12 protein-coding genes are annotated in these 12169 nt (G+C 70.3%); 3 read left to right on the top strand and 9 right to left on the bottom strand.

The window, feature by feature from the left end:
- The first annotated feature begins 106 nt into the window (after positions 1-106).
- Entirely contained in the window at positions 107-1537 is a 1431-nt protein-coding gene (gene pyk, locus K1J60_RS13785) for a pyruvate kinase (protein WP_033529314.1), read from the top strand.
- Between the two features lie 147 nt (positions 1538-1684).
- On the opposite strand, the gene K1J60_RS13790 is transcribed toward pyk, so the two are convergent.
- The 4 genes from K1J60_RS13790 to K1J60_RS13805 form a co-directional block, all read right to left on the bottom strand.
- Positions 1685-3097 (bottom strand): hypothetical protein, encoded by a 1413-nt coding sequence (locus K1J60_RS13790; RefSeq protein WP_220646483.1) that lies wholly within the window; start codon positions 3095-3097, stop codon positions 1685-1687.
- Positions 3087-3710 carry a DUF6114 domain-containing protein gene (locus K1J60_RS13795; RefSeq protein WP_220646484.1) on the bottom strand — a complete coding sequence of 208 codons (624 nt, stop codon included), beginning with the start codon at positions 3708-3710 and terminating at the stop codon, positions 3087-3089. Before K1J60_RS13795 ends, K1J60_RS13790 begins: the two co-directional genes overlap by 11 nt.
- Before the next feature lie 165 nt (positions 3711-3875).
- Positions 3876-4511, bottom strand: coding sequence for a DUF6230 family protein (locus K1J60_RS13800; RefSeq protein WP_220646485.1), 636 nt, complete (start codon positions 4509-4511; stop codon positions 3876-3878).
- A gap of 695 nt (positions 4512-5206) precedes the next feature.
- Positions 5207-6184 carry a tetratricopeptide repeat protein gene (locus K1J60_RS13805; RefSeq protein ID WP_220646486.1) on the bottom strand — a complete coding sequence of 326 codons (978 nt, stop codon included), beginning with the start codon at positions 6182-6184 and terminating at the stop codon, positions 5207-5209.
- A 192-nt stretch (positions 6185-6376) separates the two neighbouring features.
- Between K1J60_RS13805 and K1J60_RS13810 the strand changes: the two genes are divergently transcribed.
- The gene (locus tag K1J60_RS13810; protein ID WP_259407716.1) at positions 6377-7099 is read left to right on the top strand and encodes a TetR/AcrR family transcriptional regulator; all 723 of its coding nucleotides are present in this window, start codon (positions 6377-6379) and stop codon (positions 7097-7099) included.
- Between the two features lie 208 nt (positions 7100-7307).
- Here K1J60_RS13810 and K1J60_RS13815 read toward each other — a convergent pair whose 3' ends face one another.
- Complete coding sequence (locus K1J60_RS13815; RefSeq protein ID WP_220646487.1) at positions 7308-9008, bottom strand: acyl-CoA mutase large subunit family protein; 1701 nt, start codon at positions 9006-9008, stop codon at positions 7308-7310.
- Between the two features lie 94 nt (positions 9009-9102).
- On the opposite strand from K1J60_RS13815, the gene K1J60_RS13820 reads away from it, so the two are divergent.
- A complete protein-coding gene (locus K1J60_RS13820) occupies positions 9103-9444 on the top strand; it encodes a DUF3817 domain-containing protein (protein ID WP_033529320.1) in 342 nt (113 codons plus the stop codon).
- A 10-nt stretch (positions 9445-9454) separates the two neighbouring features.
- Here K1J60_RS13820 and K1J60_RS13825 read toward each other — a convergent pair whose 3' ends face one another.
- The 4 genes from K1J60_RS13825 to K1J60_RS13840 form a co-directional block, all read right to left on the bottom strand.
- Positions 9455-9964: a MarR family winged helix-turn-helix transcriptional regulator gene (locus K1J60_RS13825; protein ID WP_220646488.1), complete on the bottom strand. Its 510-nt coding sequence runs from the start codon at positions 9962-9964 to the stop codon at positions 9455-9457.
- 88 nt (positions 9965-10052) lie between these two features.
- A complete protein-coding gene (locus K1J60_RS13830; protein ID WP_220646489.1) occupies positions 10053-10685 on the bottom strand; it encodes a TetR/AcrR family transcriptional regulator in 633 nt (210 codons plus the stop codon).
- Positions 10682-11413, bottom strand: a complete 732-nt coding sequence (locus tag K1J60_RS13835) for a DUF4166 domain-containing protein (RefSeq protein WP_220651452.1) — start codon at positions 11411-11413, stop codon at positions 10682-10684. Before K1J60_RS13835 ends, K1J60_RS13830 begins: the two co-directional genes overlap by 4 nt.
- 5 nt (positions 11414-11418) lie before the next feature.
- Positions 11419-12165, bottom strand: coding sequence for a hypothetical protein (locus tag K1J60_RS13840; RefSeq protein ID WP_220646490.1), 747 nt, complete (start codon positions 12163-12165; stop codon positions 11419-11421).
- Positions 12166-12169 lie beyond the last annotated feature (4 nt).

Consider the following 12169-nt stretch of genomic DNA (forward strand, 5'->3'; position numbering starts at 1 on the left):
CACCACCGGGCAATACACGTCGGTAACACGACTGAGCGCATAGCCGCCCATATGCATTCCGCCAGACGGAATATTCCGCAGCGAAACAAACCGATAGGATCGTCCCATGCGCCGTTCGAAAATCGTCTGTACTCTCGGCCCCGCGGTCGACTCCCACGAGCAACTGGTCGCCCTCATCGAGGCCGGCATGAACGTGGCCCGTTTCAATTTCAGCCACGGCAGCCACGCAGAGCACCAGGGCCGCTACGACCGGGTCCGGGCCGCCGCCGCCGAGACCGGCAAGGCCATCGGTGTCCTCGCCGACCTCCAGGGCCCGAAGATCCGTCTGGAGACCTTCGCCGAGGGCCCCGTGGAGCTGGTGCGCGGTGACGAGTTCACCATCACAGCCGAGGACGTGCCGGGCGACAAGCAGATCTGCGGTACGACGTACAAGGGGCTGCCCGGGGACGTCTCCCCAGGCGACCAGGTCCTCATCAACGACGGCAACGTCGAGCTGAAGGTCATCGAGGTCGACGGGCCGCGGGTGCGGACCGAGGTCATCGAGGGCGGTGTCATCTCCGACCACAAGGGCATCAACCTGCCCGGCGCGGCCGTCAACGTGCCCGCCCTGTCCGAGAAGGACGTCGAGGACCTGCGGTTCGCGCTGCGCATGGGCTGCGACCTGGTGGCGCTGTCCTTCGTGCGGGACGCGAACGACGTGCGGGACGTCCACAAGGTGATGGACGAGGTGGGCCGCCGGGTCCCCGTCATCGCCAAGGTGGAGAAGCCGCAGGCGGTGGAGAACATGGAGGACGTCGTGATGGCGTTCGACGGCGTGATGGTCGCCCGTGGCGACCTGGCCGTCGAGTACCCGCTCGAGAAGGTCCCCATGGTGCAGAAGCGGCTCATCGAGCTGTGCCGCCGCAACGCCAAGCCGGTGATCGTGGCGACCCAGATGATGGAGTCGATGATCACCAACTCCCGCCCCACGCGCGCCGAGGCCTCCGACGTGGCCAACGCGATCCTGGACGGCGCGGACGCGGTCATGCTGTCGGCGGAGTCCAGCGTGGGCGCGTACCCGCTGGAGACGGTCCGGACGATGTCGAAGATCGTCACCGCGGCCGAGGAGGAGCTGCTCTCCAAGGGTCTGCAGCCGCTCGTGCCGGGCAAGAAGCCGCGCACGCAGGGTGGTTCGATCGCCCGTGCCGCCTGCGAGATCGCCGACTTCCTCGGTGGACGGGCCCTGGTGGCGTTCACGCAGTCCGGTGACACCGCCCGCCGGCTCTCGCGCTATCGCGCGCAGCAGCCGATCATCGCGTACACCACCGACGAGTCCACCCGGAACCAGCTGGCGCTCAGCTGGGGCGTCGAGTCGCACGTCGTGCCGTTCGTGAACAGCACCGACGAGATGGTCGACCTGGTCGACCACGAGATGGTCAAGCTCAACCGCTTCAACGAGGGCGACATCGCGGTCATCACCGCCGGCTCGCCCCCCGGTGTCCCGGGCACCACCAACATGGTCCGGGTGCACCACCTGGGCGGCGGCGCCCGCGACTGACCCCGCGCCGACCGCTCGTCGGCGCAGGAGCACCACGCAGGACAGCACCGAGGGCGCCCCCTGGAGACAGGGGGCGCCCTCGGTGTTGTGCGGCTCCCGGACGGGTCCTGGGGGCCCGGTTGCCCGGGCCCTGGAGTGACCGGCTGCTCAGTCGGTCATGAACTGGTGCATGCCCGGAACGGTGAGGGTTCCACCGAACTGGCCCGCCTGGACGACCTTCACCTTGGTGAAGTAGATCAGCGGGATGTTCAGCGGCGGCGGGTGCTTCGGGTCGAAGGTCACCGGGATCAGACCGAGCAGGTTGCCGGAGATGCTCTCGGTGTACATGACCGTCTTGCCTTCACGGATCGTGGACGTCGTGCCCTTGCCGGCCTGCACGTGGTAGGTCACGCCGGCCTGCTTGTCCTCGACCGTCTGGTGGAGGTCGCCGATGTCGGTGCCGTCGGAGATGACGTACTTCAGCACCTCCTTGACCGAGCCGTCGGCGGTCTTCACCTTGACGACGCCCTTGTAGTCGGCGCCCTTCAGCAGCAGCGAGCTGGCGTCCAGGTACCAGGGGTCGTTCGGCAGCGGCGGTATGCCCTTCTCGACGCCGCTCTCGTCGTCCGTGGCGACCGGGCAGCCCTCCGCGTCCGTGCTCTCGCTCGGCGAGGGGCTCGGCGTGGCGGTGGCGTCGTCCGTGGCGTCGTCGGTGGCGTCCTCGGCCGCCTTCTCGGTGTCCTCGGCGGTGCCGGTGACGTCCTTCGCGGCGTCCTGGACCTTGTCGGAGGCGTTGTCGGCGGTGTCCTGCGCGTCCTTGCCGGCGTCCGAGCCCGCGTCCTCGTCCTTGTCCGAGCCGGAGGCGTCCTCCGAGCCGGAGGGCGACGGGGACGGGCTGGTGGACGTGGACGGCGTGGTGGTCTCCGTCTCCTCGTCGTCCGGCGTGAACAGGTCCTCGATGGCGGTGCCGATGTCCTCCAGCACGTTGCCGCCGCTGTCGGTGCCGGAGGTGTCGGCCGACGAGGTGTCACCGGAGTCGGCCGCGGACTCGTCGGTGCCGCCCGTCGTCGACGACTCGTCCGAGGTCGAGCTGTCCTTGTCGTCGGAACCTGAATCCGACGACGCGGAGTCGTCCGTGGTCGTGTCGTCGGTGGCCGAGTCGCCGGAGGAGTTGCTGTCGTCGGCGGAGTCGTCGCCCGCGGACGTGTCCTTGTCCTCGTCCGTGGACGTGTCCTCGTCCGTGGGGTCGGCGCTCTCCGAGGCCTCGGCGGACGGGGTCGGGGTCGGCGAGGCGGAGGTGTCGGTGCCCTCCTCGGCGGCCTCCAGGGCCTCCACGCAGTCCTTGTACTCGTCGGCCGTCAGGCTCAGCTTCGTCGGGTCGTCGGCGCGGGCGAGCGTCAGCGTGGGCGTGAAGCCCATGCCCATGAGGACCGCCGTCGGCATCGCCGCCAGGGCTATCGCTTTGCCCGCCGGCATGTTCAGCCGGGTGAGAAGGGGCTTCTTGGGCGCCGCGTGCCGCGGTCCGGATCTCGCACGGGACTCTCCCACCGAAGTCCCGTGGGTCACCTCGTCAGCCGGCACTGTGCCTCCCGTTCGTCCCGTTCGTGGGGGTGGTACCTGTCAGGTCGTCGCCCTCGTCGTTCGCCGCCCCGCTCACCGAGCCCGCTCCCGCGGACTCCGGGGCGTCGCCCTTGTGCAGGGGGACCGCACCTTGCTGTGCCGTGTTCTCGGGAGCCGTGTCCTGCGCGACCGGCTTCCGCGACGGGGTCTTGTAGGTGGACGGCACCGCCGCCTCCTCGTGACCGGGCGCCCAGGCGATGGCCAGCGCACCGCCGATCAGGGAGAGCAGGAAGCCGACACCGAAGCCACCGAGGTTGGAGACCGGGATGGACACGAGCGCCAGGAGGATCGCCGCCGTACCGGCGAAGGTGCGTACGTGCCGCTGGAACCAGAGGCTGACCCCGAGCACCACCAGCAGCACGCCGATGATGAGGGATCCCGCGCCGCCCGTCGTCGACATGGCGAGCGTGAGGTGACCGATCTGGAGGTTCGCGTACGGCAGATACATGATCGGGAAACCGCCGAGCAGGACCAACAGGCCCGCCCAGAAGGGACGTGAGCCCCTCCAGTCGCTAAAGCGCCGCCGAAAGGCGCGGAGATAGTCTTCGTTCTGCCCCGTTGACTCGGCGCTCATGGACAACAGCTCCCTGGAACGGTGTTGCTGTGAGAAGTTCACGTACGACACGTACGAAGCGGGCGTACGGAATTCAGGTACGGAGGTCGCGTGCGCGGTGGAGCGCACGACGGGAGGGACGGGCGGGCGAAGAAGCGGACGCCTCCTCACCCGCCCAGGGAGTGCCTAGTAGCACTCCACGACGCCCTTGTGGAGCGACATCTTCAAGTTGCTCAGCTTGAAGGTTCCGGCGGTGGTCGCCCACGCCGTCTGCTTCACGCCGGTCAGCGAGGCCGAGTCGGCCTGCTGAGCGAACCCGTAGGGGTTGGCCTGCTCCGAGCCACCCTTCATGCCCGGACCCTTGTTGGCGTCCTTGGCCGCCACACCGATGTCGATGCCCTTGAAGACGGCATCCGCCTCAAGGTCCTCGACGTCGATGTAGAGGTTCTCGGCCTCGACCTTCTTGCCACCGGTACCGGCGGTCAGCTTGAGGCTGACGCTACCGAGCAGCGGGACACCGGGGGTGACGACCGACTGGCACATGTTGGTGATCGACGCGGTCTTGAACGCCGAAACGGCGACGGGGTGAACCGTCTTCTCGCCCTTGAGGGTGTAACCCTCGTCGAGCGCTCCGTACTGCGAGAAGCCCGTGCCGTCGAGCTGACCCGCCGTCACCTTGAACGACTGGCCCGACACGCTGAACGACGCGGCGAGAGCACCCTGCGCGAGGGCGACACCTATCGCTGCCGTGGCGGCGACGCTGGGCACCATGACCACAGCGAACCGCTTCCATCTGGTCCCGCCACGCACCTGGGACTCCATATTTCCTCCTTCTCGGACGTACATCTCCTGATACCGGCTCGCCCCTTGACGGCGGCTCGGCCGGACAGGGATGGGAGAAGTGCTACGTCCTCGGGAAGGAGAGCGCCCGCGCTCGGTGGCGCGAAAAGCGCCCGAACTCACCGGCGATCACCCCCGAGCGACAACCACTGGTCGCGCCTGACACGCATCACGCACAACCTGCTGGACAGGCTCCGCGGTTGGCGGAGACCCCCCTGCCCAAGAGCCGGCGCCACTGTCGCCCGCTCTACTCGGTGGGGACCCAGAAAACCCGTTGACCCGACTGGCTGGCGGGGTACGGGACAGGACCGAGCGTCGCCGATCGTGGTGCATTCTCGCCGCCCCCGCAAGGGGGGTCGTTACTGGCTAGTAACGGACGGATAACCGAACAACGACCCATCGGCATCGGCCAGCGACCCTGGGTGGCGCCGAGTGAGGCGACACATGGGTGAACAGTCGGACAGAGTCCGACAACTCGACGGCATTCTCTTACTGCCAGTAACAGCGGCCGCGATTACCAAGATTTGGTAAAGCGCGGCCGCAGGTGTCGTTGTGTCGCCAAATCGCTCACTCGCGCACCACGCGTCCCGACAGTGCGGGACGCGGTGGTCGCGTCCTCCCCCGGATCCCCGCCCGTCACAGCCGGCACTCAGCCGGGGCACGGGTTCACGGACAGGTCAGAACAGGGCCCTCGCCAGCGACCGACGCGCCGCGGCCACCCGCGGGTCGTCGCCGCCGACCACCTCGAAGAGCTCCAGCAGCCGCAGCCGTACGGCGTCCCGGTCGTCACCGGCCGTGCGCCGCACCGTGTCGATGAGTCGCCCGAACGCGTCCTCCACATGTCCGCCGACGAGGTCGAGGTCCGCCGCGGCGATCTGCGCCTGCGCGTCGCCCGGGTTCTCGGCGGCCGCCTTGCGCACGTCCTGCGGATCGGCACCCTGCACGCGCTGGAGCAACTCGGCCTGCGCGAGGCCCAGTTTGGCCTCGGTGTTGCCCGGGTCGTCGCTCAGCACGTTCTTGTACGCCTGCACCGCGCCGCCGAAGTCGCCCGCGTCCAGGGCCCGTACGGCGGCTTCGAGCAGGTGGTCGTAGGGGCCGGCCGGGATCTGCGGGGCCACCTCGACGGGGGCGCCGGACTCGGCGTCCGGGTCCACCACCAGGCCGGTGAGCCCGAAGCGCTGCTCGGCGACCTGCACGAGCTGGTCAAGGGTGGCGCGGATCTGCTGCTCGGGGGCGGCGCCCTGGAAGAGGGGCAGGGCCTGCCCGGCCACCACCGCGAACACCGCCGGGATCCCCTGGATCCCGAACTGCTGCATCAACATCTGGTTGGCGTCGACATCGATCTTCGCGAGGACGAACTTGCCGTTGTACTCGACGGCGAGGCGCTCCAGCACCGGGCTGAGCTGCTTGCAGGGCTGGCACCACTCGGCCCAGAAGTCGATGACGACGGGGACTTCGGTGGACCGCTGCAGAACCTCGCTCTCGAACCCGGCCTCATCGACGTCGATGACCAGGTCCGCCGGGGAGACCGCTCCTCCCCCGCCCTGCCGGGCCGCTTCGGCGCGCGCCTGCTCCGCCTTCGCCTTGGCCTCCTGGGCCGCCTTCACCGCGGCGAGGTCGACGACTCCGCTCATGGACATGTTCCGTGGCTGCATGAGTACATCCTCCCCCTTCCGAGCACGCAGGTGAAAAAGCGTCCTGAAAGCCGGTCGTCCACCCCGGTCTTTCGCTACGACTCGTAGCGTAACCGGGTCGGCGCCTCTCCTGTACCCCTCAGTACCCACTCCCCGGTGATCTGTCTCACGACGGCGGGGAGGACTTCGACAACGGCCGGATATGGTCGGCGGATGCAGAGCCGCACCCCCGCCTCCCGCGCCACGGGCGGCCGTCCGCGCAGCGCCGCCGCGGACGCCGCGATCCTGGCCGCGACCCGGGAGGCACTGGTCGAGCTGGGGTGGTCGAAGCTGACCCTGGGCGACGTGGCCACCCGGGCCGGTGTCGCGAAGACGACCCTCTACCGCCGCTGGGCGGGGAAGAACGAGCTGGTCGTGGACGCGGTGGCTGAACTCTTCGACGAGCTCCGCCTCCCCGACCGGGGCAGTCTGGCGGCGGACATCGAGGGGGTGGTGCTCCAGTTCGCGGCGATCCTGGCCCGTCCGGAGGCCAAGAGCGGTCTCATGGCCGTCGTCGCCGAGGCGACCCGCGACGACGCCCTGCGCGAACGCATCCGAGCGTCCATCGTCGACCGCCAGAAACGGCTGGTCCTGGAGGGCCGCGCCCGGGCCCAGACCCGCGGCGAACTCCCTCCGGAACCGGAGCCCGTCACCGGCACCGCCGGCGCCACCGTCGACCTCATCTTCGACGTCGTCGCGGGTGCGGTGGTCCACCGCACCCTGGTCAGCGCGGAACCGGCGGACGAGGCCTGGGCCCGGGCCTTCACGGCCCTGTTGCTCCGGGGGTTGAGCGGAAGCGCGGTGGCCGGAACGGGCGAAGCCCCTCCGCCCACGGGCGCGGAGAACCGCGCGACCGGCCCCCACGCATCCGCACCCGACGACGCGCCCCCGAGGTAATGGCCTCCTAGGGGGTGTTTCGAAAGTCCCGCACAGCACCCACGGCGCCCGGCACGCTCCCCCACTCTCGGCTCCGCTCGAGCGGGAGGGACCCCCACCGCCGCACCGGCCGAAACCCCAAGTACGTCCAGTACGAGGGCTTTCGTCCGGCACGCCGAGAGCACGCACCGGACACCGCGGGCACCGCACAGGACTTTCGAAACACCCCCTAGAACCCCGGCGGCTCCGTGTACACCCCCCACTCCTCGCGCAGCACCCCGCAGATCTCCCCCAACGTCGCCTCGGCCCGCACCGCGTCCAGCATCGGCCCGATCATGTTCACCCCACCCCGCGCCGCCGCGAGCATCGCGTCGAGCGCGGACCGCACCGCCGCCTCGTCCCGCGCCGTCTTCCGCCCCGCGAGCACCCGTACCTGCTCCCGCTCCACCTCATGGCTGACCCGCAGGATCTCCAGGTCCCCGGTCACGGACCCATGGTGGACATTGACCCCGACGACCCGCTTCTCCCCCTTCTCCAGCGCCTGTTGGTACCGGAAGGCGGACTCCGCGATCTCGCCGGTGAACCATCCGTCCTCGATCCCCCGCAGAATCCCGGACGTGATCGGCCCGATCGGATGCGTACCGTCCGGATGCGCCCGCAGCCCCCGCTCCTTGATCTGGTCGAAGATCTTCTCCGCGTCCGCCTCGATACGATCCGTCAGCTGCTCGACGTACCACGAACCACCCAGCGGATCGGCCACGTTGGCGACCCCGGTCTCCTCCATGAGCACCTGCTGCGTCCGCAGCGCGATCTCCGCGGCCTGCTCGGAGGGCAGCGCCAACGTCTCGTCCAGCGCGTTGGTGTGCAGCGAGTTGGTCCCGCCGAGCACCGCCGACAGCGCCTCCACCGCCGTGCGCACCACGTTGTTGTACGGCTGCTGCGCGGTCAGCGAGACCCCGGCGGTCTGGGTGTGGAACCGCAGCCACTGGGCCTTCTCCGTCCGGGCCCCGTAGACGTCCCGCATCCACCGCGCCCAGATCCGGCGCGCCGCGCGGAACTTGGCGATCTCCTCGAAGAAGTCGACGTGCGCGTCGAAGAAGAAGGACAGGCCGGGCGCGAACACGTCGACGTCCAGCCCCCGGCTGAGCCCCAGCTCCACGTACCCGAAGCCGTCCGCGAGCGTGTACGCCAGCTCCTGCGCGGCCGTGGCCCCGGCCTCGCGGATGTGGTAGCCGGAGACGGAGAGCGGCTTGTACGCGGGGATCTCCGCCGCGCAGTGCTCCATGAGGTCACCGATGAGGCGCAGGTGCGGCTCGGGCTGGAAGAGCCACTCCTTCTGCGCGATGTACTCCTTGAAGATGTCGGTCTGGAGGGTGCCGTTGAGCACCCCCGGGTCGACGCCCTGCCGCTCGGCGGCGACGAGGTACATGCAGAAGACGGGGACGGCGGGACCGCTGATCGTCATGGAGGTGGTGACGTCGCCCAGCGGGATGTCCTCGAACAGGACCTCCATGTCGGCGGCGGAGTCGACGGCGACCCCGCAGTGCCCCACCTCACCGAGCGAGCGCGGATCGTCGGAGTCCCGCCCCATCAGTGTCGGCATGTCGAACGCGACGGACAGCCCTCCGCCCCCGTTGGCGAGGATCGTCTTGTAGCGCTCGTTCGTCTGGCGCGCGTTGCCGAATCCCGCGAACTGGCGGATCGTCCAGGTCCGCCCCCGGTAGCCGGTCGGATACAGCCCGCGGGTGAAGGGGTACTCCCCCGGCCAGCCGATCCGCTCGAACCCCTCGTACACGTCCCCCGGCCGGGGTCCGTACACGGGCTCCACCGGATCCCCCGAGAGCGTCGTGAAGTCGGCCTCCCGCTTACGCGCGGAGTCGTAACGGTGCTGCCAGCGGCGGCGGCCCTCTTCGATGGCGTCAGCGTCCATGAGACCAATTTACTAGGACGTCCTAGTAAACGACAGCGACGCAGGCCAGGACGCGCGCGCGGGGCGCCGAGAAGCACCCGTTACGCTCGACGCCATGAAGAAGAGCGTCTTGACCCGCTACCGGGTGATGGCCTACGTCACCGCCGTACTGCTGATCCTGCTGACGGTGGGCGTGATCGGGAAGCGTCTGCTGGGCCTCGACGGCTTCGACGGCTTCGTCACCGTGGTCGGCTTCGCCCACGGCTGGCTGTACGTGCTGTACCTGGTCTTCGCCTTCGACCTCGGCAGCAAGGCGAAGATGCCGCTGGGCCGTCTCGCCTGGGTGCTGCTCGCCGGCACCGTGCCCACGGCCGCCTTCTTCGTGGAACGCAAGGTCAGCCGCGAGGTCGAGCCGCTGATCATCAAGGAGACGGCCCCGAACCCGGCCGCCGCCTGACCGTCTCCGGTCAGCTCTCCTCGAAGTCCCCCGCCGCCACCCGCAGGGGCCTGAGCATCGCGAAGATCTCCGCGCACTCCTCGGCGTCGTAGGCGCCGAGGCCGAAGTCCATGGCCATGAGGTCACGGGTGGCGGCGTCGCATACCTCGCGGCCCTTGTCGGTGATGGAGGCGAGGGTGCCCCGGCCGTCGTTGGGGTTCGGGCGCTTGTCGACCAGGCCGGACCTGACCAGGCGGTCGACGGTGTTCGTCACGGACGTGGGGTGCACCATGAGGCGCTCGCCGATCTTGGACATCGGCAGCTCGCCCTTCTGCGAGAAGGTGAGCAGCACGAGGGCCTCGTAGCGCGCGAACGTCAGCCCGTACGGCTTGACCACCGCGTCGACCTCCGCCAGCAGGATCTGCTGGGCACGCATGATCGACGTGATCGCGGCCATGGAAGGGACGTTTCCCCAGCGCTGCTTCCAGTGCTCGTCGGCGCGCGAGATGGGGTCGAAGGAGAGGCTGAGCGGCTTCGGCACGGCATCGACCTTACCGGCCGGTCATATGCTGGTCAGCCCCGTCTCGCCTTTCGGTCGCCCCACGCTCCCTCGAAACGGCCCCGGCGCCTCAACGGCCAACGGCCTTCCGCAGTTGGTGCCTGACCGCCCGCTGCGCCACGGGCCCGAGGCCGTCGAGTGCGGCGGCGAGCGCCGCGAGCTGCTCCAGCGCCCCCAACGCCTCTCCCGCCCCCTCCGGATCGACCCCCTCGTACAGCTCCAGCCCCACGAACGACGCCGCCACCGCCCGTGCCAGCCCTCCCGCGTCGGCGAACTCCCCGAGTGGCGAGGCCGCGAGCACCCGTCGCAGCACCCCCTCGACCTCCGCGATCCACAGGTCCAGCCCGGCGGCCGTCGCCGGCGCCAGCCGCGGATGGGTCTGCGCCCCCGCGAGGAGCTGCCCCAGCACGGCCACATGTCCCGCCGCGCGCTCCTCCACATGCATCTCCCGCCCGAAGGCCAGCAGTTCGGAGAGCGAGCCGATCGCCGCCATCCGTTCCCGGTGGCGGGCGACCCGCTGCTCCGCCCCGTACCGGCAGGCCGCCGCGAGGAGTTCGTCCACGGACCCGAAGTGGTAGAAGACGAGCGCCTGGTTCACCCCGGCGGTCGCGGCGATCGTACGGGCGGACGTCTTGGCGATCCCCTGCTCGACGAGCGTGCGCAGCGCGCCCTCCAGCAGCTTCGTCCGGGTCGCCGCGCTCACGCGCGCGCCTCCTCACGGACCGGCCGCAACCCGGGCCGGACCCCGCACACCCGGACGTCCTGGTAGGTAGCGGCGAAAGAGCCCTCGTAGCCGAAGAGCGGCCCGAAGTGCCGGTTCACCACCCGCACCCGGATGCGGAAACGTCCCGTCCGCTCGTCGAACCGCTCCCGCACCTCCGCCTCACCGCCGATGAGTTCGGGGACGCGGACGTCGACCGGCCCCTCCCGGAAGCGGTGCTCTCCTGAGCGGATCAGCAGTGACCCGTCGGGCTCCGCACGGAAGTGCGGGTCGCTGGCGAGGTGCTGGTGGGTGCCGAGGTAGTCGAGGACCCGGTCGCCCTCGGGACCCAGCACCATCTGGGCGTCGAACCGGCGGGACCGGCCGGGCAGGTCGAAGGTACGCACGAAAGTCACCGTCTCACGGCCGAAACCGTCGGCGTACGGCACGTTCTCGATGGTGAAGGGCACGTGCCGCCCCTCGCGCGGGACGAGGATGTTCCGGGTGCCTCCGAGGGCGAGGAACGGTTTCACCAGGCCCCGCCCGTGCCAGATGCGGTCCATCACACCCCGGCCCGTGCACGACTGCCCGCTCGCCAGTCCGACCGAGAAGCGGCGCCGCAACTCGGGATGCAGCCGGTCGAAGTCCGCGCCCATGGCCGTACGGAAGATCGAGGCGTGGGCCGGCGAAGTGGCGGGGGACGGGGCGCTCCCCGGAGTCGTGGCGTCCATGCCGCTCATCCCTCCAGGGTCGCGAGCAGCCGGGGCGCACGCGCGCGTGCGGGTGCGGTCCGCACGCAGCGGCGGGCGGACGGGGTGCCGGGCAGGGGCGGTACCAGCAGGGCGGCCAGGACCGCCGACACGGCCAGGACCGGAGTCGCGAACAGCGCGAGCGGCGCCAGGACGCCCGCCGGGTCCCCCAGCGCCCCGTACGCGAGCCCGGCGCAGGCGGCCGCGATCGTGAGCACTCGGACGACCGCCTCGGCGAGCCAGCGCCGCAGGGCCCGTTCGGGAGTGATGTCCCGCTCCAGCCACAGGCGGAGGCGGTCGAAGGACCAGGCGGTGGCCCAGCCCATGAGCGGGCGGAACAGCACCCGGTCGGCGAGGGCGCCCGGGCGGCCCCAGCGGGGCCGGTAGTCGTAGCCCGTGAGGAAGCGGACGCCCTCACCGTCCGGGACGTAGCGCCAGTAGCCGCTGCCCTCGGCGATCAGGGAGAGCGGGTGCGGCGAGGCGAACCGCAGCGCGGAGGTCCGGGTGCCGTCCGGCCGCTCCCTCTCCCCGGCCGAGACCCCGGTCCCGGCGACCGTCACACCGGGGAGCACGCGGGTGGCGTACCGGAAGCGCTGCGGCTCGCCCGCCGCCCGTGGGAGGTGGTCGATCTCCGTGAAGCGGAGGTCCCACCGCTGGTGGAGGGCCGGGTCCTGGGTGCGGGCCCACACCTCCCCCAGGTCCGCCCGTACTCGTGCCTCGATGTAGAGCCCCATCCGT

Source organism: Streptomyces akebiae (assembly GCF_019599145.1).
Taxonomy (GTDB): Bacteria; Actinomycetota; Actinomycetes; order Streptomycetales; family Streptomycetaceae; genus Streptomyces; species Streptomyces akebiae.